This window comes from Niveispirillum sp. FG148, from assembly GCF_057809655.1.
The window spans coordinates 62,631-81,505 of record NZ_JBMDKJ010000007.1 but is presented as its reverse complement, the minus strand read 5'-3'; the positions used below and the strand labels follow the sequence as shown (position 1 = coordinate 81,505).

21 protein-coding genes are annotated in these 18,875 nt (G+C 65.8%); 1 reads left to right on the top strand and 20 read right to left on the bottom strand.

Going from position 1 to position 18,875, the window contains the following annotated elements:
* The first annotated feature begins 382 nt into the window (after nucleotides 1-382).
* The gene (locus ACODTW_RS10045) at nucleotides 383-1,174 is read left to right on the top strand and encodes an MlaA family lipoprotein (RefSeq protein WP_488945844.1); all 792 of its coding nucleotides are present in this window, start codon (nucleotides 383-385) and stop codon (nucleotides 1,172-1,174) included.
* Here ACODTW_RS10045 and ACODTW_RS10040 read toward each other — a convergent pair.
* The 20 genes from ACODTW_RS10040 to ACODTW_RS09945 form a co-directional block, all read right to left on the bottom strand.
* A complete protein-coding gene (locus ACODTW_RS10040) occupies nucleotides 1,165-1,857 on the bottom strand; it encodes an RluA family pseudouridine synthase (protein WP_488945843.1) in 693 nt (230 codons plus the stop codon). The two genes, ACODTW_RS10045 and ACODTW_RS10040, sit on opposite strands and share 10 nt — an antisense overlap.
* Before the next feature lie 4 nt (nucleotides 1,858-1,861).
* Complete coding sequence (locus ACODTW_RS10035) at nucleotides 1,862-2,296, bottom strand: DUF3293 domain-containing protein (RefSeq protein WP_488945842.1); 435 nt, start codon at nucleotides 2,294-2,296, stop codon at nucleotides 1,862-1,864.
* Nucleotides 2,293-3,093: a bifunctional hydroxymethylpyrimidine kinase/phosphomethylpyrimidine kinase gene (thiD, locus tag ACODTW_RS10030; protein WP_488945841.1), complete on the bottom strand. Its 801-nt coding sequence runs from the start codon at nucleotides 3,091-3,093 to the stop codon at nucleotides 2,293-2,295. Before thiD ends, ACODTW_RS10035 begins: the two co-directional genes overlap by 4 nt.
* Nucleotides 3,094-3,107: 14 nt before the next feature.
* Nucleotides 3,108-4,478: a phosphoglucosamine mutase gene (gene glmM, locus ACODTW_RS10025; protein WP_488945840.1), complete on the bottom strand. Its 1,371-nt coding sequence runs from the start codon at nucleotides 4,476-4,478 to the stop codon at nucleotides 3,108-3,110.
* A 100-nt stretch (nucleotides 4,479-4,578) separates the two neighbouring features.
* A complete protein-coding gene (folP, locus tag ACODTW_RS10020; protein WP_488945839.1) occupies nucleotides 4,579-5,568 on the bottom strand; it encodes a dihydropteroate synthase in 990 nt (329 codons plus the stop codon).
* A 96-nt stretch (nucleotides 5,569-5,664) separates the two neighbouring features.
* Nucleotides 5,665-7,596, bottom strand: coding sequence for an ATP-dependent zinc metalloprotease FtsH (gene ftsH, locus ACODTW_RS10015; RefSeq protein ID WP_488945838.1), 1,932 nt, complete (start codon nucleotides 7,594-7,596; stop codon nucleotides 5,665-5,667).
* An 87-nt stretch (nucleotides 7,597-7,683) separates the two neighbouring features.
* A complete protein-coding gene (gene tilS, locus ACODTW_RS10010; protein ID WP_488945837.1) occupies nucleotides 7,684-8,991 on the bottom strand; it encodes a tRNA lysidine(34) synthetase TilS in 1,308 nt (435 codons plus the stop codon).
* On the bottom strand, nucleotides 8,988-9,932 hold the full coding sequence (ybgF, locus tag ACODTW_RS10005; RefSeq protein WP_488945836.1) for a tol-pal system protein YbgF: 945 nt from the start codon (nucleotides 9,930-9,932) through the stop codon (nucleotides 8,988-8,990). The genes tilS and ybgF overlap by 4 nt, the downstream gene beginning before the upstream one ends.
* 213 nt (nucleotides 9,933-10,145) lie before the next feature.
* Nucleotides 10,146-10,643 (bottom strand): peptidoglycan-associated lipoprotein Pal, encoded by a 498-nt coding sequence (pal, locus tag ACODTW_RS10000; protein WP_488945835.1) that lies wholly within the window; start codon nucleotides 10,641-10,643, stop codon nucleotides 10,146-10,148.
* A 156-nt stretch (nucleotides 10,644-10,799) separates the two neighbouring features.
* On the bottom strand, nucleotides 10,800-12,164 hold the full coding sequence (gene tolB / locus ACODTW_RS09995; RefSeq protein WP_488945834.1) for a Tol-Pal system beta propeller repeat protein TolB: 1,365 nt from the start codon (nucleotides 12,162-12,164) through the stop codon (nucleotides 10,800-10,802).
* Entirely contained in the window at nucleotides 12,164-13,111 is a 948-nt protein-coding gene (locus ACODTW_RS09990) for an energy transducer TonB (RefSeq protein WP_488945833.1), read from the bottom strand. The genes tolB and ACODTW_RS09990 overlap by 1 nt, the downstream gene beginning before the upstream one ends.
* A 19-nt stretch (nucleotides 13,112-13,130) precedes the next feature.
* Nucleotides 13,131-13,529: an ExbD/TolR family protein gene (locus ACODTW_RS09985; protein ID WP_488945832.1), complete on the bottom strand. Its 399-nt coding sequence runs from the start codon at nucleotides 13,527-13,529 to the stop codon at nucleotides 13,131-13,133.
* A 64-nt stretch (nucleotides 13,530-13,593) separates the two neighbouring features.
* The gene (gene tolQ / locus ACODTW_RS09980; protein WP_488945831.1) at nucleotides 13,594-14,325 is read right to left on the bottom strand and encodes a protein TolQ; all 732 of its coding nucleotides are present in this window, start codon (nucleotides 14,323-14,325) and stop codon (nucleotides 13,594-13,596) included.
* Nucleotides 14,326-14,330: 5 nt separating this feature from the next.
* Nucleotides 14,331-14,828, bottom strand: coding sequence for a YbgC/FadM family acyl-CoA thioesterase (locus tag ACODTW_RS09975; protein WP_488945830.1), 498 nt, complete (start codon nucleotides 14,826-14,828; stop codon nucleotides 14,331-14,333).
* On the bottom strand, nucleotides 14,821-15,903 hold the full coding sequence (gene ruvB, locus ACODTW_RS09970; RefSeq protein ID WP_488945988.1) for a Holliday junction branch migration DNA helicase RuvB: 1,083 nt from the start codon (nucleotides 15,901-15,903) through the stop codon (nucleotides 14,821-14,823). The genes ACODTW_RS09975 and ruvB overlap by 8 nt, the downstream gene beginning before the upstream one ends.
* 47 nt (nucleotides 15,904-15,950) lie before the next feature.
* On the bottom strand, nucleotides 15,951-16,571 hold the full coding sequence (gene ruvA, locus ACODTW_RS09965) for a Holliday junction branch migration protein RuvA (protein WP_488945829.1): 621 nt from the start codon (nucleotides 16,569-16,571) through the stop codon (nucleotides 15,951-15,953).
* Nucleotides 16,568-17,014, bottom strand: coding sequence for a type II toxin-antitoxin system VapC family toxin (locus ACODTW_RS09960; RefSeq protein ID WP_488945828.1), 447 nt, complete (start codon nucleotides 17,012-17,014; stop codon nucleotides 16,568-16,570). Before ACODTW_RS09960 ends, ruvA begins: the two co-directional genes overlap by 4 nt.
* Complete coding sequence (locus tag ACODTW_RS09955) at nucleotides 16,998-17,258, bottom strand: type II toxin-antitoxin system VapB family antitoxin (RefSeq protein WP_488945827.1); 261 nt, start codon at nucleotides 17,256-17,258, stop codon at nucleotides 16,998-17,000. The genes ACODTW_RS09960 and ACODTW_RS09955 overlap by 17 nt, the downstream gene beginning before the upstream one ends.
* Before the next feature lie 61 nt (nucleotides 17,259-17,319).
* Complete coding sequence (gene ruvC, locus ACODTW_RS09950) at nucleotides 17,320-17,847, bottom strand: crossover junction endodeoxyribonuclease RuvC (protein WP_488945826.1); 528 nt, start codon at nucleotides 17,845-17,847, stop codon at nucleotides 17,320-17,322.
* Nucleotides 17,848-17,971: 124 nt separating this feature from the next.
* Nucleotides 17,972-18,724 (bottom strand): YebC/PmpR family DNA-binding transcriptional regulator, encoded by a 753-nt coding sequence (locus tag ACODTW_RS09945; protein WP_488945825.1) that lies wholly within the window; start codon nucleotides 18,722-18,724, stop codon nucleotides 17,972-17,974.
* Nucleotides 18,725-18,875 lie beyond the last annotated feature (151 nt).

Genomic DNA, 18,875 nt, shown 5'->3' with positions numbered 1-18,875 from the left:
CAGCGATGAAGGGGCCCGAAGCCCGCGACCAAAATGAAGGCTGTTCAAGAGACGTGCAACAGCTTCGTGCCCCCGGTGGACAGGGGCCCGCTCCTTCGCGCTCATACCAGAGCGGGAATGAGCGGGCAATCCGCACCGAGTGAGGGGCACCCTTGCCGATGCCCGAACGGCGCGGGACAGACATTCCAAGGACGCGCCCGACCGGACGACCCAAGGTGATAAGCCCTTGTCAGCCTTGCCCATCCATCTGGGGATAGACGAAATGCATCGTTGGCAATGGCATCATCTGCTGTGACTGTTATCACTTTGCCGCAGCGGGTTGCGCCCTACATGAACAGGGTTCGCCCGTATTCCGTCCGATGCACCCGCCGAGGCCCTTGCCATGTCCCGCCTGCCCGTCGATCAACTGCTGCGCCACACGGCTTTTGCCGCCCTGCTGGGAACCGCCCTGGTGGTAATGCCGGCTGCGGCCCAGCAGGACCAGGCGGAAGCGCAGGTCGCCGCCGGCCCGGCGGAGGATGTGAACGACCCGCTGGAGCCCATCAACCGCGGCATCTTCTGGTTCAATGAAGGCGTGGACATCGTCCTGATCAAGCCGGCAGCCAAGGTCTATCGAACCGTGCTGCCCACCCCGGCGCAAAAGGGCGTGCGCAATGTGCTGCGCAACCTGCGTTCGCCCCTGGACTTGACGAACCAGTTGCTTCAGGGCGACTGGCACGGGGCCGGCAATGTGTTCCGGCGGTTCCTGATCAACAGCACCATTGGCCTGGGCGGTCTGATCGACGTGGCTGCCGACAAGGGCATGCCCTACGAATATGAAAGCCTGGATCAGACGCTGGCCGTCTGGGGCGTGCCGGAAGGGCCGTATCTGGTGCTGCCGCTGCTGGGCTCGTCGTCGCTGCGCGATGCGACCGGGTTGGCAGGTGAGTTCATGGCCGATCCGGTGTCGAACTACGCCTCCAACACCGATCGCGACTGGTTCAACTACACCCGTGCCGGCCTGACGGCTCTGGATACGCGGGCGGAGTACATTGAGGCGATCGACGATATCAAGCGCAACAGCTTCGACTATTACGCCTCCATGCGCTCGCTCTACCGCCAGCGCCGCGACGGCTGGATCCGCGACGGCAAGCCCGACGTGGAACAGATGGAAGAAATCCCGAATTACGAGTGAGGATCGAGGCCGCATGCCCGCAACGTCACCGCCATGTGCGGTGGCGGCGGGGCGGTGGCAGTTATTTCGGACCCGGAACCATCTAGGCTGGGAAAGCGGATGGTCCGCGCCAGCAGGTGCAGCGGCGCGGGCGGCGGCATCTCCGCGCCATAGATCGGGTCGCCCAGGATGGGCATGGCCATATAGGCGCAATGCGCCCGCAGCTGGTGCATGCGGCCCGTACGCGGGTACAGATCCAGCAGCGACAGCCCATGGGCTGAACCCAGCCTTCTCCAGCGGGTCAAAGCCGGCTTGGCCGCCACATCCAGCACCATTTTCGACGTGCCGGGCACCCAGACCTTCTCCAGAGGCAGATCAATCACACCTGTCTCCGCCTTCGGCCTGCCCAGAACCACGGCCCAATAGGTCTTGCGCACCCGCCCATCCAGGAACATGGCGCCCAGCCGGGCGGCGGCTTCCACATCGCGGGCCAGGACCAGGCAACCGGCCGTATCCTTGTCCAGGCGGTGGGCCAGACGCGGCGGCTCCGGCCGGTCGCCCTGGATCAGGGGCAGATAAAGCTCAAGGTGATCCGTCGTTCTGGTTCCGAAATGAACCGGCAATCCGTATGGCTTGTCGATGATGATGACGCGATCATCCTCGTACAGCACCCGCTCGCGCATCTCCTGCGCCGTGTAGGGCATGGGATCAGCCGACGGCCAACCGGGTGAACAGCAATTGCGCCGGCTGCCCGTGCCCCTGCCAGACAATGGCAAACTGTCCCAGCATCTCCGCCAGTTGCAGCGCGTCGAACGGGGCCAGATCGAAGATGGCGACCCCCTTCTCCACCGGCCAGTCCTTGGTCGCCGGGCGCAGCTCGGCCGGCACATAGTCCAGATCCTCATCCTCCAGGATGTCGGTCAGGCGGGCATGGGCGGCATCGTTGGCGGCAGCACTGGCCGGCTTGCTTCGCGGGTTCCAGGCGGTGACGAACACCACCTCGGCAGCACCCCGATTCTCCAGCAGGGCATCCATTTCCTTGCCGTCGACCATGATGCGGGCCGTGGCCGTGCGCTTGCCGTCCAGCGCGACGTAGCTGGTCTGCTGATAGGCGGCCAGAAGCTTGGGATCAAAGCCGCTCATCGAAAATCCTCGACAGTGTGGGCGTGGTTCAGGGGGCCATGGCCGTGGCCATAGCCGGGGGCTGTGCGGATGGCGATTTCGACATAGCGGCGGGCGCGCGCCACCGCCGCCACCACGTCCAGCCCCTGGGCCAGACCGGTAGCGATGGCGGATGACAGGGTGCAGCCCGTGCCGTGCGTATGGCGCGTCATCACCCGCTCGCCGTTGAAGGCATGCTCGCCCTGCGGCGTGACCAGCAGATCGGTCAGCACGGGCCCTTCCATATGCCCGCCCTTCATCAGCACGGCCTGGGCACCATAGCCCAGCAGCACGCGGGCGGCACGGCGCATGTCGTCGACCGTGACGATCTCGATCCCCGTCATCGCCTCGGCCTCCGGCACGTTGGGCGTGACGATGGCGGCCAGCGGCAGCAGGCGGCGGATCAGCGCCCCGATGGAGCTTTCATCCAGCAGCCGGTGCCCGCCCTTGGCCACCATGACGGGATCGACGACCAGGGCCACGTCAGGCGCGCTGGCGACCAGCGTGTCGGCCACGGCATTGATGATGTCGGCGGTGGCCAGCATGCCGATCTTCACGGCATCGGCCCCGATATCGGCCAGCACCAGTTGCATCTGCTGCACCAGGAACGGGATGGGCACGGGCAGCACGCCATGCACCCCGTTGGTATCCTGGGCCGTCAGGGCCGTGATGGCGGTCATGGCATAGCCCTTCAGGGCCGTCACCGCCTTGATATCGGCCTGGATGCCGGCCCCGCCGCCCGAATCCGATCCGGCAATAATGAGGACGCGTCCCTGCATGGCTGGTCCCCCCCTTATTCCGCGGCCATGGCGCGGGTGGCCACACGCACGGCCTCGCAGATATCGTCCACGACATGGGCCACCAGGGACTCATCCTCCCCCTCCGCCATGACGCGGATCAGCGGTTCCGTGCCCGATTTGCGAATCAGCACGCGGCCGGCCTCGGCCAACTTCGCCTCTCCCGCCTTGATGGCGGCCTTGACGCTGTCCACCTCCAGGGGACGGACGCCGCCGCCGGCATCGTAGCGGACATTCTTCAGAAGCTGCGGCAGCGGCTTGAACACGCGCAGCACTTCCGATGCCGGCCGGCCGGACTGGCGGATGCAGGCCAGCACCTGCAACGCGGCCAGCAGCCCGTCGCCCGTGGTGGCAAAATCCGACAGCACGACATGGCCCGACTGTTCGCCGCCGACATTGAACCCATGCTCGCGCATATGTTCGACCACATAGCGGTCGCCCACCGACGTGCGGGCCAGCGTCAGGCCCAGCTTCTTCAGGTGCAGTTCCATGCCCATGTTGGACATGACGGTGGCGACCACCCCACCCCCGCGCAGCCGGCCGCTTTCGGCCCAGCTCTGCCCGATCAGGGCCATGATCTGGTCGCCGTCGATCTGCGTCCCCGTCTCGTCGGCCAGGATCAGGCGGTCGGCATCCCCGTCAAGCGCAATGCCCAGGTCGGCCTTGTGTTCCACCACGGCGGCACGCATGGCGGCCGGCGACGTAGCCCCGCACTTGTCGTTGATGTTGAAGCCGTTGGGCTGGTTGAACAGGGTGACGACCTCCGCGCCCAGTTCATACAGCACGCGCGGCGCCACCTTGTAGGCGGCCCCATGGGCGCAATCGACAACGATCTTCATGCCGTCCAGGCGCAGGGCGCGCGGGAAGCTGCTTTTCACCACCTCGATATAACGGCCGGACGCGTCCTCCATCCGCTGGGCCCGGCCCAGATCGCGGGGGGCGGCCAGATCGGGGGCAAAGGGCAGCGCCATGCGCGCCTCGATCTCCGCCTCGAACTCATCCGACAGCTTGTAGCCGTCGGGGCCGAACAGCTTGATGCCGTTATCCTGGAACGGATTATGGCTGGCCGACAGCATGACGCCCAGGTCGGCGCGCATGGACCGGGTCAGCATCGCGACAGCCGGTGTCGGCAGCGGCCCGACCAGGATCACATCCAGACCCATGGAGATGAAGCCCGCCGTCAGCGCCGGTTCCAGCATATAGCCGGACAGGCGCGTATCCTTGGCGATGACGACGGTATGGCGGTGATCCCCGCGCCGGAAATGCAAAGCGGCCGCCATCGCGGCCTTCAACGCGGTTTCGGCCGTCATCGGCTCGGTATTGGCGGTGCCGCGGATGCCATCCGTGCCGAACAATTTACGCGACATTGATCTGGGATTCCGTGCTTTGGGGACTGTTCTCTGCCGCTTTTATAGCATGGGGTACGGCCCGGCCGGCAATGCAACAATCCCGCGGCGGGCCCCCTTCTCAGGCCGATTGCAGGGCCTGCCACACGGCCACCGCCTGCGCCGTGGCCGCCACATCATGGACCCGCAGGATCTGCGCCCCCTGCCCCAGCGTATGCAGCGCCGTCGCCAGGGAACCCGGCACCCGATCCCTGGGCGCCTCCCCCTTCGACAGGCCGGCAATAAAGCGCTTGCGGCTGACCCCGATCAGCAGCGGACAGCCCAGCCCATGCAGCACCCCCGTGCGGGCCAGCAGATCGACATTATGGTCCAGGTCCTTGCCGAATCCGATGCCCGGATCAATGGCGATCTTTTCCCGCGCGATACCGGCCGCGACAGCCGCATCGATCCGCGCCGCCAGCCAGTCAAAAACCTCCACCGTCACGTCATCATAGCGGGGAGCATCCTGCATGGTCTGCGGCTCCCCCTTGATATGCATCAGCACGACGGGAAGGCCCGTGGCGGCCGCAACAGCCAAGCTGTCCGGATCGCCGGTCAGGGCGGTGACGTCATTGATGATGCTCGCCCCCGCCACCGCGGCCGCCCTCATCACGGCGGCATGGCGGGTATCGATGGAGATCACGGCCCCTTCGGCCGCCAGCGCACGGATGACCGGCACGACGCGGGCGATCTCGATCTCCTCCGGCACCGGGTCCGCCCCCGGCCGCGTCGACTCGCCGCCGATATCCAGAATGTCGGCCCCTTCGGCCAGCAGGCGCCGTCCATGGGCAATGGCCGCCTCCGCATGATCATGGTCGCCCCCGTCGGAAAAACTGTCGGGCGTGACATTGACAATGCCCATGATCACCGGCCGCGACAGGTCGAACCCGGCCCACGGCGCGCGGGGCGCGATCAGCGGGTGGGCATGGGGAAGCGACGATGCCGGCCGAACGCCCTCCCCGCTTTCAACCAGGGCGAAGGCCAGGGGGCCACCGGCCAAAGGACGCGCTGCACCGTTGGCAATGGCGGTGCGGGCGGCAGGGCCGGAAAGAAGCGCGAGAGGACGAAGCATTTGGGGGCCGGTGCCTGTCTTGGTGGATGGGCATGAATGACAAACCCCCGGTACTTTCGCACCGGGGGCCTGATACTCAACGCGGCATGGCGCGGCTTACAGCCCCGGCTGCGGCTCGGGCTCGATCCCATCCTTGCCGGAGGTGGGAACCGACGACCGGCGGCCCGTGGATTTCGGCGGTTCGGCGGGCGATTGCGGGCGCGGGGCCGGCGGATCGCTGCGCACCACCTGCTCACCGCGCAGGATGGCCTTCACCTCGTCACCCGACAGGGTTTCGAATTCCAGCAGCGCTTCCGACACCTTGTGCAGATCGTCCAGATTTTCGGTCAGCAGCTTGCGGGCCATGCTCTCGCCCTCTTCGATCAGACGGCGGATCTCCTCATCGATCAACTGCGCCGTCGCTTCGGAAATGTTCTGCTGCTGCGCCACCGAATGGCCCAGGAACACCTCCTGTTCGTTGGCGTTGTAGCGGACACGGCCCAACTTATCGGACATGCCATACTCGGCCACCATGGCGCGGGCCCAGCGGGTGGCCTGCTGGATGTCGCTGGCGGCACCGGTGGTTACGTTCTCCGGCCCGAAGATGATCTCCTCGGCCACGCGACCACCGAACAGCACGGCCAGACGCGATTCCATCTCGCGCTTGGTATAGTTGGTGCGGTCGCGTTCCGGCAGATTCATGGTCACACCCAGGGCGCGGCCGCGCGGGATGATGGTGACCTTGTGCAGCGGGTCATATTCCGGCACCCACAGCGACACCAGCGCATGGCCGGCCTCGTGATAGGCGGTCAGCTTCTTCTCCCGCTCCGACATGACCATGGACCGGCGCTCGGCACCCATCATGACCTTGTCCTTGGCGTTCTCGAAATCGGCCATGCCAACGACTCGTTTGCCGCCACGGGCGGCCAGCAGCGCCGCCTCGTTCACCAGATTGGCCAGATCGGCACCGGAGAAGCCGGGTGTACCGCGCGCAATCACCTTGGGGTCCACATCGGGGGCCAGCGGCACTTTGCGCATATGGACCTTCAGAATCTTCTCGCGACCCAGCACGTCGGGGTTGGGCACCACGACCTGGCGGTCGAAGCGGCCGGGACGCAGCAGGGCGGGGTCCAGAACGTCGGGGCGGTTGGTGGCGGCGATCAGGATCACGCCCTCATTCGCCTCGAACCCGTCCATTTCGACCAGAAGCTGGTTCAGCGTCTGCTCACGTTCATCATTGCCACCGCCCAGGCCGGCACCGCGATGACGGCCGACGGCATCGATTTCATCGATGAAGATGATGCAGGGCGCGTTCTTCTTGCCCTGTTCGAACATGTCGCGGACGCGGGACGCGCCCACGCCGACGAACATCTCCACAAAGTCGGAACCGGAGATGGTGAAGAAGGGCACGTTGGCCTCACCGGCCACGGCGCGGGCCGTCAGGGTCTTGCCGGTACCCGGCGGCCCCACCAGCAGCACGCCCTTGGGGATCTTGCCGCCCAGGCGCTGGAACTTCTGCGGGTCCTTCAGGAAGTCGACGACCTCCTCCAACTCCTGCTTGGCCTCGTCGATGCCGGCCACATCATCGAAGGTGACGCGGCCCACCTTTTCGGTCAGCAGCCGAGCCCGGGACTTGCCAAAGCCCATGGCCTTGCCGCCGCCCGACTGCATCTGGCGCATGAAGAAGACCCAGACGCCGATCAGCAGCAGCATGGGGAACCAGCTCAGCAGGATGCTGAACAGGGTGGGGCTGTTATCTTCCGCCACCACGGCCACGCGCACATTCTTGTCGACCAGACGGTCGGCGACGTTGGAACCCGGCGGCGCCGTCGTCGTGAAGGCGCGGCCATCATTGGTGGTGCCGGAGATCTGGTCGCCCTTGATGGTCACAGCCGACACGGCACCGCGATCCACCTCGGCCAGCAGGTCGCTATAGGCCATGCCGGACTGGTTGGAGCGGGTGGAGGAGGTCTGGAACAGGTTGAAAAGGGCGATCAACAGCACCCCAATCACCAGCCACAGCGCCAGATTCTTACCGAAATTATTCACAGCCCTGACCTTTCATCGACCGCACCCCGCCGTCTGGGCTGCCGATCCCGGGGGGATGGCGCATCGAACGGAAGGGGACTTCCTCCATTAGATAATGTCATCCGCGGCGCTGACAACAGCGAACCGTGCGGGAACTGCCGGAACCGATACCAATGGCACCATATGCACGCCCGGATCATCGGTTCCCGACGCGCGATAGTCCAGATGCGGGATGGATATAAGACGGTCGTCGCAAAGCAGGACCGGCAGACCGTGCCGCACGGAAGCCGGCAATGGCCGCCGTGCCAGATCGGGCCGATCCGCCAGAGCCTGCCGCCAGCGCCGATCATCCAGCGCCGCAACTGTGAAGCGGCCAGCCCGTTCCACCGCCACACGGAATCGCCCATCCCAGATGGCCGGCGCGCCACCGCCGGTCACCGTCACCGGTCCTTGCAGGTTGCGCGCTTCCCGCAGCAGCTGCCAGCCACCCGCCACGGGCGTGAACCGACAGCCGCCCAAGGTACGCCCCTGATCAGGCCGGGCCTGCAACCCCGATGTCAGATCGGCAACCGCACCCGGCGACGGCGGATAGGCAGCACCGCCGACGGCGCGCAGCAGGGTTGCAACCAGCCGGGCCGCGACCGGCAGCGGGCGATCCAGCAGGGCGAGGTCGATCAGCGCCCAGCCCTCGGCCTGGAAACGGACATGCCGGGCGATAATGTCGGCCGCGGCGTCATCGGCGTCTGCGCGGGCCCGGGCCGCCGTCAGCGCCGCCGTCGCGTCGCCCGGCCCCACGCCATCGTCCAGGCGCAGTCGGGCCCGGGCAAAGGCAGGATTGCGGTTGGATGGGTCCTCGATCCATTCCTGACCCGCAGCGCGGCAGGTGGCCATCAGCCGATCCTTGCCCACGGGCAGCAGCGGACGGATCAGACGGCCCCACTCCATCTCGCGGATGGCGGGCATGCCGGCCAATCCCTCGGCGCCGCTGGACCGTTCTGCGCGCAGGCGGTGGGTTTCCGCCTGGTCGTCGGCATGATGGGCCAGGGCCAGATGCAGAATGCCCTCACTGGCCGCGGCATCGGCCAGCAGGCGCAGGCGCGCGTGCCGAGCCCCGGTCTGGATGCCGGTTGCGGGCTTCGGCCCCAGCCAGGGCAGGATGCGGTGTTCGATCCGCCGCGCCGCCATCCAGCCGGCGACCCGCGCCGCCTCCGCGCCACTTTCGGCACGCAGGCCATGATCGACGGTCAGCGCCAGCAGACGGCCCCCGCGACGGCCCCGCCAATCGGCCAACAGCACGGCCAGCGCCATGCTGTCGGCCCCGCCGGACACGCCCAGGGCGATATGGGGGACCGACTCGAACGGCCCTACCGCCGCCATCAGCCGGTCGAAGCCGACCGGCCCGACGGGGCCCGTCACTTGCACTTCAGCCGGTTCTTCTCGGCGTCGGCGCGGCGCATAATGGCGGGCGAGGCCGTATCCTTGTAACGCTTGCCCAGTTCACCCAACGCCGCGCAGGAATCTTCATTGGCCTTCATGGCCGACAGGGCCAGGGCCAGCTTCAGCAGGCTGTCGGGCGCCTTGTTGCTCTTGGGATATTTCTGATAGCCCTCGGCAAAGGCGACGGCCGCCTCCTTGTACTTGCCACGCACATACAGGGTCTCGCCCAGCCAATATTGGGCGTTGCCGGCCAGGGTGCTGGTCGGATTGACGCTCAGGAACTGGCTGAAGGCCTTCTCCGCGGCCGCATAATCGGCCTGACGCAGCAGGTTGAAGGCATATTCATACTGCGTCTGGTCATTTCCAGACGGCAGGGAATTGGCCGTCGGCGCGGGGGCCGCAGGCTCCGCCGTGTGCGGGGCCGGCTGGCCGGGGGCCGGGGCGGCCGCCTTGCCCGCTTCCGCAGTGGCAGGTGCGGCGGATGCTGGCGTCGCCGACAGGCCGCCGGCCTGACCCTGTTCCAGCCGGTTCAGGCGGAATTCCAGGTCGGCCTGACTCTTGGCCAGCTGCTCGCGCAGTTGCGTCACCTGATAGGCCGCCTCCTCGTAACGGCCCGTGAGTGCCTGCATGTCGGCTTCCAGCCGCTGCAGGCGCACCTCGAAATCGGCGGCGATGTTGCCGGACATGGCCGGCGGCGATCCCGACGACGGCCGCCCGGCATTGCCGGCCCCGCCCCGGAACACTTCCCGGTTCAAGGTCTGCACATCGTTTTCCAGCCTTTGCAGGCGGTTGACCAGCTCGCGCGTGTCGGACTGCCCCAAAGCGGGCGCGGCTCCGGTGAGCGCCAGCAGGGCAATGGTGGCGACCGCGGCGAGGCGGCGGCGCGGGATCGGCGTACGAAGGCTAGAAAGACGGTTCATCGCGGACCAGCGGTTGGAACGGTTCGGGGCTTTGCAGGCGACCCTACCGCGTCGGCATCGCAGGCGGAAGAGTCCAAGCAGGTCCCGCATGATTGTGGATCAAGAAATCACGGCCGGACCCATGCGCCGCGGGGACTGAAAAAGAAAACGCCGCCCGGTTGCCCGGGCGGCGTTTCCATCAGACCTTCAGTCCGAAACCGTCGATGACAGTGATCAGTTGATCACGGTCACGCCACGGCGGTTCTGGGTCCAGGCGGCTTCGTTGGAACCAACGACGGCCGGACGCTCCTTGCCGTAGGAGATGGTCTGGACGCGGGCGACGTCAACGCCCAGAGCGGTCAGGTACTTCTTGACCGAAGCGGCGCGACGCTCGCCCAGGGCCAGGTTGTACTCGCGCGTGCCGCGCTCGTCAGCGTGGCCTTCGACGGTGATCGTCACGGCCGGATACTGCTTCAGCCAAGCGGCCTGGCGATCCAGCGTGGCGGTGGCTTCCGGCGTCAGATCGGACTTGTCGAAGCCGAAGAACACGCGGTCGCCAACATTCTTGATGAAGTCTTCAGCCGAACCCGGGACGGGGCCGGTCGGCTTGGCCGGCTGGGCGACCGGAGCGGTGGTGCCGCCGGTGGTGGCCGTAGCGGTCTGTTCCGGCTTGCTGGAGCAGGCGGTGGCCAGCAGGGCGACCGCGACGAGGCTGAACATCTTGAAGCGCATTTGAGAGACCCCCTAGGTGGAACTCAGCTTGGATTTGGATAGGATTACGGTTTGCCCCACGAGCAGCGCGAACCACGGCAGCCGCCGCATTTAAACGATCTTACTGACGGGCTGATTTGAGCGCTGTTCTTGCGATGCGAAATTAGTGTGACGCACTCACGGAATCAAGGGTGACCATGCGGGGTCCGAAGCATCGGTAGGCGTCAAGACCTGCCGTTCATTGAACCCTGTCAAGTCAATTGAGTATAGCTTGGCCTGACGCTGCTTCCCACCCTGTCCGGAAGGACGTTCCTTGAAGAACATAAGGACACGTCCATTTGGTGCCCAGGTAGGCCCTTCGACATGGTACGCCTCTGTCAAAAGGCGCTCCCCCGTACCATCCGGTCGGATGACACCAATGTAAAACTTGTCGCCGTAAATACGCGTGAATGCGATAAGGTCGCCGCGCGGAGACCAGACGGGCGTGCCGTAACGGCCCTGCCCGAAAGTAATCCGCTTAACGTCGCTGCCATCGGCATTCATCGTATACAGCTGCTGGGAGCCGCCACGGTCACTTTCGAACACCACTTTACTTCCGTCCGGCGCGAAACTGGGTGAGGTATCGATGCCGGGATGGTTGGTCAACTGCGTCTGACGACGGGTGCGCAGGTCCAAAGTATAGATATCGCTGTTACCATTCATGGCCAGCGACATGATCACCTTGTTGCCGTCGGGGGAGAAGCGGGGAGCGAAAGTCATGCCCGGGAAGTCACCCAATACTTCCTGGCGCCCCGTATCGATATTGAACAGGTAAACCCGAGGCTTGTTGTTGAAGTAGCTCAGATATGTAATTTCCTGGGTGCTGGGCGAGAAACGCGGGGTCAGCACCAGAACGCGGCCATCGGTCAGAAACCGGTGGTTCTCCCCGTCCTGGTCCATGATCGCCAGCTGCTTAACGCGCTGCAATGCAGGCCCGGACTCGGCAATGTAGACGATGCGGGTATCGAAATAGCCCTCCTCACCCGTCACGCGCTTATAGATCGCGTCGGAAATGATGTGGGCGACTCGCCGCCAGCCATCGGCCTGCACCGTATAGGCCAGACCGGTCACCTGCTGGCCCGCCGTCACGTCGAAAAGGCGGAATTCGATACGGGTGCGACCGTCGGGCGACTGGGTCACGGTACCGGTCACCAGGCCCTGGGCCTGGATCAGTCGCCAGTCGGCAAAACGCACACCGGCCTTCAGGCTGTCGGGGGTCTGCACGAACTTGGCGGGTTCCAGCGGACGGAACAGACCCGACCGTTCCAGGTTGGCGGAAATGACGCCGGCGATATTCTGGCCCAGCTGCTGGGCATTGGGATTATCGCCGGCGAAATTCGTCACCGCGATGGGAATCGGCTGTGGATTGCCTGACGTGATGTCGATCTCCAGCTCGGCGCGGGCCGGTGCGGCAAAGCCGGCGGCCAGCACCACCGCCACCATGGCGACGAAGCGACCGACAACCCGCCAGCCGCCCGTGGAGAAAAGAGCGTTGGCTTGCATCAGAACATATCCTTCGGGCTGAACTTCATCAGGATGGACCCTTTGTCCGCATATTTTTCGCGGGGGATGTTCAACGTATTACAGCCGGGCAAAAGCGGCGCCCGTAAGGCGGATTCCACGAAGGCCCGGAAATGCGGATCGGTATTGGGATTACCCGTACCCGACACATACTGCACATTTGTGACGCGCAGATTGGCATCGAACAAGACCCGGATCTCGGCCTGCATATTTTCCACGCCTTTCGCCCCCACCGGCACGTTCCAGCAATTGCGGATCTGGCGGCGCAGCGCGTCCTCCTCGCTGATTGACAGGTGATCGCCCGTCTGGGCGGCCAGTGGCGCGGGTGACGGCGATGGCGAGGGAGGTTGCGTGGAATCCTTCGGTGCGTCCTTGGCGGGCGGCGTATCCGGCTTCAGCTTGGCCACATTCTTGAGGACGCTGTCGAAGCTCTTCTTCGGCTCCTCCTTCTTGGGCTCGGGCGGCTTCGGCTTGGGCTCTTCCTTCTTCGGCTCCGGCGGCTTCGGCTTGGGCTCCTCCTTCTTGAGGGGCTCAAGCTTCGGCTCCTCCTTCTTCGGCGGCTCCGGCTTCGGTTCGGGTTTGGGTTCCGGCTTGGGTGGCTCGGGCTTCGGCTCGGGCGGCTTCTCGGCCACCTGCTTGGGCGGTTCCGGCAACTTCACCTCCGGCGGGGGCGGCGGCTCTTCCTTCGCCTGCTTGGGCGGCTCGGGCGGCTGCGGCTTGGGCGGGGTGGGCTTGGGCGGCGGGGGCTGCGGCTTGGGATTGGGCTCGGCCAGCTTGGCGATGGTCATCGGCCCGATTTCCACCACATCGACCGGGACCTCCTGCAGCTGCACGATCTCCCGCTCCCGGATCAGGTGCGGAAGGCCGATCAGCGCCAGGATGATCAGCGCCAGATGCAGGATGCCGGAAAGGATCAGGGGTGTCCGCATGATGCGTGGTACCCACCCCTTACCGGCGGCCGTCGGATTCGATGACCAGCTTGGCCTCCGTCAGGCCGGCGCGGCGGGCCTCGCTCAGCACGTCGACGATGCTGGCATATGTCGCTTCGCGGTCACCGCGGACCAGCACCTTGCGCTCCGGCGTCTGTTCGGCGATCACGGCCAGACGCGGGCCCAATTCGGCCAGCGTGAACATCTCGTTGTCGAAGACCTTCTTGTCCTTGAAGGAGATGCGGCCGTCAGCGGTGACGGTGACCCACAGCGGGTCCTCTTCCGACTGCAGGGCCTGGGCGGCCCCCTTGGGCAGATTGACGGGAATACCGGCGGTCAGCAGGGGTGCGGCCACCATGAACACGATCAGCAGCACCAGCATGACGTCGACAAAGGGCGTCACGTTGATGTCGGACATGGCCGCGCGGCGTCCCCGCCGCCGGCCGCGTCCACCCTGCTTGCCGGGAAGGCTTGCCCCCATTTCAGCCGCGCTCCTCAAGATGCCGCTGAAGGATCGCGGAGAATTCTGTCACAAATGAGTCGAGCCGGTCGCCGAAGCGGCCGATCTCCGAGGAGAAGTAGTTGTAGGCCAGCACGGCCGGAATGGCGGCGACCAGACCGATGGCCGTGGCGAACAGCGCTTCGGCGATACCCGGTGCCACAACCGCCAGCGAGGTATTTTGCTGGGCGGCGATGTTGGTAAACGCTCCCATGATGCCCCACACGGTGCCGAACAGCCCGACGAAGGGTCCGGCCGAACCGACCGAGGCCAGCACGGTCATATAGCGTTCCGTCTCCGCCATCTCACGCCCCACGGTCACCGACATGACGCGTTCCATGCGCTGGGCCAGATTGGCGCGCATGGCGCCCGTGGTCGCCAGACCGCGTTCATTGGCATGGCGCCATTCGCGCATGCCGGCGGCGAACACGGCGGAAAACGGATCGGCCGGGGCGGCGGCGACCTGGTCATAGAGTTGGTCCAGCGATCCGCCCGACCAGAATTGCTCCTCGAAGCCGGCGGCGGCGGCCTTCAGCCGGCGCAGGCGCGTCGCCTTGCTGAAGATGATGGCCCAGGTCCAGACCGAGGCGCCAAGCAGACCCAGCATCACCAGCTTCACGACGAAGTCGGCCTGCAGGAACAGGCCCAGCGCCGTCAGTTCATGCGCCGGGGCGGCACCGCCCAGGGCGGTCGCTTGCAGAAGGGTGGGAAACATCGGGTTCAGTCCTGACCTTGCCTTGAGAAACCATTTGCCACGATCGTCCGCAGGGCGGACGGTACGCGCACGGCGCGCCCTTGCGCGTTGATGGCCGCCAGTCGCAGCGTGATGCTGACCAGCGGCTGCGGCCCCGTGACAGCCGGCACACCGCCCCAGGGAAGCCCTGCGCTGCGGCGTATATCCTGTTCGATATCCAATGTCGCGGCGCCGATATCGACAATCCGCGTCGCGACTGCAAGCGCGTCGTCCAGACGGGCGGGTTGCCGAAAATCGATGCCGCAGCGGCGGACGGTGAAGGCGACCCCGGTTTCAGCCACCATGCTGGCATGCGCAAAGCCCGCCAGACGCAGCATCTCGTTGCGCGCGCGTTCGGCAAACCGCAGGTAATTGGCGTGATAGACGATGCCGCCGGCGTCCGTATCTTCGTAATAGACACGGCAGGGGAATATGTGGGTGTCCCCTTCCCACCATCCCGCCGACGGCATGGTGTTGTCAGGCATCCGCATCCCCATCGAACAGGTCGGCCACGACCGCACTTCCCTTCCCCGCTATCGCCGCCGCCCCCAGCAGGTCCAGTTGCCGCGCCGGCGTGGCCGGCACGGGCAGACCCAGATAGCGATAGCCCGTGTCCGTCAACATGCGCCCGCGCGGTGTGCGCTGCAACAATCCTTGTTGGATCAGGTAGGGCTCGATGGTCTCTTCCAGCACGTCGCGCTGTTCGCCCAGGGCCGCGCCCAACGTTTCCACCCCCACCGGCCCACCGCCATAATGGTCGGCGATGCAGGAGAGATAGCGGCGGTCCATGGCGTCGAAGCCCAGCCGGTCAACCTCCAGCCTGGTCAGCGCCCGGTCGGCGGCCGTGGCATCCACCACATCCAGCCCCTGCACGCCGCAGATGTCGCGAACCCGGCGCAGCAGGCGGCCGGCGACGCGCGGCGTGCCACGCGACCGGCGGGCCACTTCCAGCGCCCCTTCGTCCGTCAGGTCCAGGCCCAGGATGCGGGCCCCACGGCTGACGATGAGCTGCAATTCCTCCGGTTCGTAAAACTGCATGCGCAGCGGAATGCCGAACCGTTCGCGCAAGGGGCGGGTGATCAGACCGGATCGCGTCGTGGCCCCCACTAGGGTGAAGGGCGGCAGGTCGATGCGCACGCTGCGCGCCGCCGGCCCTTCGCCGATAATCAGGTCAAGCTGGAAATCCTCCATGGCGGGATAAAGGATTTCCTCCACCGCCGGGGACAGGCGGTGGATTTCGTCGATGAACAGCACGTCATGGGGCTGCAAATTGGTCAGCAGCGCCGCCAGATCGCCCGCCCGGGCAATGACAGGGCCGGAGGTGGCGCGAAACCCGACATTCAGCTCCTTGGCCACGATCTGGGCCAGTGTCGTCTTGCCCAGACCCGGCGGCCCGAACAGCAGCACATGGTCCAGCGCCTCGCCGCGTCCCTTGGCGGCCTGGATGAACAGGGCCAGATTCTCCCGCACCTGTTTCTGGCCGATGAATTCGGCCAGCGACAGGGGGCGGATGGAATTTTCCGCCGACGCGTCACCGCCGATCCGGTCCTGTTCGACCATGCGTTCGGGTCGCGTCGGTGCCTCCGGCTTGGGCTTGGGCGCGCGGCTCACTGGCTCAGTTCCTTCAGCCCGGCCCGGATCAGGGCGGACACATCAGCCCCCTCACCCAGGGCATGGGCGGCTTTGTTCACTGCCGTGAACGCCTCGATCCGCTTATATCCCAGATTGACCAGGGCCGACACCGCATCACCAACCGCAGAATTGCCGCCGGCGGACGCTGCCGCCGGGCTTTGGATTTGGCTTGCCGCCACGGGCGTGGTGGCAAGCGTCGCCACCTTATCCTTCAATTCGTTCAAAATTCGGGCGGCGAGTTTGGGCCCCACGCCATCGGCTTCGCACAGGCTGGTCTTGTCCTGCGCGGCGATGGCGGCCGTCAGCCGGTCTGGCGACAGGGCGGACAGCAGGTTCAGCGCCACGCGCGCGCCCACCCCCTGCACCGTGGTCAGCAGGCGGAACCAGTCACGCTCCCCGATATCGGCAAAGCCATAAAGGGCCATCTTGTCCTCCGACACCCACATGTCGGTATGGACGGAGACGGCGGCACCAGGACTGCCAAGCCGGCGCAGGGTGCGGGTGGAGGCGGAGATCAGATAGCCGACGCCGCCGACATCGATGATGGCCCAGTCCAGGCCCGTGCTGTCCAGCAACCCGGACAATTTGGCGATCATTGGCGCAACTCCGCTTCCGGCACCAGCAAAGGCAGGGCCGCGATGATGTCGGTATGGATGAAATCCTGGCCCTTGAACAGCAGGGGCGCGTTCAACGTCCGGGCCAGCGCGTAGGCCGCGCAGTCGCACAGGTTCAACTGGGCCGGATGACCTTGCCCCTTGCCGAAGCGGCCATAGGCATTGAAGGCCGTTTCCGCCTGCTGCTCGTCAAACGGCGAAACGCCGATGCCCAGCACATTCATCAACTGGTCCAATTCCCGTACGGCGGCGGGGTTCCGGGCCTGCAACACGGTTCGTGCCTCGAACAGGGTCAGCGCCGACAGCACCATGCCGGCTGATCGACGCATCGCCTCCAGATAATGGTTGGCGTCGGGCTCCCGGAAAAGGAAGGCAGCCAGGGCGGAAGTATCCAGGACGATCCGCATTTCAATCGAACGTGCCATGGTCGTTAAAGCCGATGATCTCATCGGGACTGCGCGGGTCCAGCACGGGCATCGCCTGGATGCGGCGGATGATTTCGTCGGCCCTGGCCCAACGCGCCGCCTTCAGCGCCGCCTCTTCCGACGACAGCCGCTCCAGCCGCTCACGTACAGCCTTGTGCATGGCCTCCGTCAGGCTCTCACCCGTCAGTTCGGCCAGCCGGCGGACATCCTTTTCCGCCTCCGGGGATTTGATGTTGAGCGCCATGGCGGGCTCCTTTCTTCCTACTGGGGAAGAATTCTACACCACATGAACAAAACGGCAACTTCTATCGCCGGATCCCCAGAATGGCGTTGTCCACCTTGCGCCGCGTCTGGGCGTGATGGGCATGGCAGATGGCGACGGCCAGGGCATCGGCCGCGTCGGCGGTGGAGCGTTGAAAGCCCGGCAGCAGCATCTTGACCATATGCTGTACCTGCACCTTGTCGGCATGGCCCGTACCGACCACCGATTTCTTCACCAACATGGGGAGATATTGTTCCACCGGCAGGCCGGCCTTGGCGGCGCTGAACAGGGCGATGCCGCGCGCCATGCCCAGCTTCAGGGTCGAGGCAGGGTTGACGTTGGACAGCGTCTCTTCCACCGCCGCCTCGTCCGGTTGCCATTGTTCGATGACCGCGGCGATGCCCTCATGCAGTTCCAGCAGCCGCTGGGCCAGATCATCGCCGCTGTCGGTATGGATGGTGCCATCGGCCACATGGCTGAGCCGGTTGCCGGCGGCATCGATGACGCCCCAGCCCAGATGCCGAAGACCGGGGTCGAGCCCCAGGATGCGCACAGGTGCCGGACCCGCCATCGCTACACCGCCCCCTCAAACGCCGGGCGCCGCCATTCGGCGGCTTGGCTTACGGCACCATGGGGTGCCGGGCCGGCAGTCGCCGGCCTGCTGGGGCCATTCATCACGGCCCCAGCTACACCGCTTAGCCCAGCTTTTCCAGCAGGTCGGCCGGAATGTCGAAATTGCCCAGGACCGTCTGGACATCGTCATTGTCTTCCAGCACGTCCAGCAGCTTCAGCAGCGTCTGGGCCGCATCCTCCGCCGTCACCGGCACCAGATTCAGCGGCGTCCAGGTCAGCTTGGCACTTTCCGGGGCGCCGAACCTGGCTTCCAGCGCATCGCGCACCTCGCCCAGCGTATCGGTGCCGGTGATGATGGCGTGACCATGCTCGTCGGACTGCACATCCTCCGCCCCCGCCTCGATGGCGGCTTCCAGCATGGCGTCAGCGGTCGCGACGGCCGCCGGATAGGTCACCTGGCCGATGCGGTTGAACATGAAGGAGACGGAGTTCGTCTCGCCCAGCGACCCGCCATGCTTGGTGAAAGCGGAGCGCACTTCCGACGCGGTGCGGTTGCGATTGTCGGTCAGCGCCTCGACGATCAGGGCGACGCCGCCGGGGCCGTAACCCTCGTAGCGGACTTCATCATAATTGGTGTCGTCCGCGCCGCCGGGAATGCCCTGCTTGATGGCCCGGTCGATGCGGTCCTTGGGCAGGTTCTGGGCGCGGGCGGCCTGGATGGCGGCACGCAGGCGCGGATTCATGGCAGGGTCGGGCAGGCCCGACTTCGCGGCCACCGTGATTTCACGCGCCAGCTTGTTGAAGATCTTCGACCGCTTGGCGTCCTGTGCGCCTTTGCGATGCATGATGTTTTTGAATTGGCTATGACCGGCCATGGGACGCCTTACCGATGGTATCGTTCAGATATATGGGCTGAAACTGCGGCTTGATACCATATCTTGGCGCAAATTGGCACCCCGCACGCGCGCCTGACCCGGCATGCGGCCGCAGTGGCCCTTCGGCCACCGAACCGGTGGCCGTTGGACC